This window comes from Pseudomonas sp. SIMBA_067 (assembly GCF_046534675.1).
Taxonomy (GTDB): Bacteria; Pseudomonadota; Gammaproteobacteria; order Pseudomonadales; family Pseudomonadaceae; genus Aquipseudomonas; species Aquipseudomonas putida.
Genome location: NZ_JAWRYH010000451.1, coordinates 1 through 271, shown reverse-complemented (window position 1 = coordinate 271; position 271 = coordinate 1). Strand labels below are relative to the sequence as shown.

Annotated in this window: 1 protein-coding gene; it reads left to right on the top strand. The window is 57.2% G+C overall.

What is annotated here, in order from left to right; all coding sequences use genetic code 11:
• On the top strand, positions 1-271 hold a 271-nt coding region (locus tag SB765_RS29855), incomplete at both ends, for a C40 family peptidase (protein ID WP_410932524.1).

Genomic DNA, 271 nt, shown 5'->3' with positions numbered 1-271 from the left:
AGCCGGTTTCGATTGCAGCGGCTTCATCGGCTACCTGTTTCGTGAAGAAGCCGGCATGAACCTGCCACGCTCGACGCGCGAAATGAGCAACGTGAATGCACCGTTGGTCGCACGCAACAATCTCAAGCCGGGTGATCTGCTTTTCTTTAGCACAGCGGGTCGTGGTCGTGTCAGCCACGCCGGTATCTACTTGGGCGATAACCAGTTTATTCACTCCAGCAGCCGTCGCAGTGGTGGTGTTCGCGTCGACAACCTGGGTGACAGCTACTGG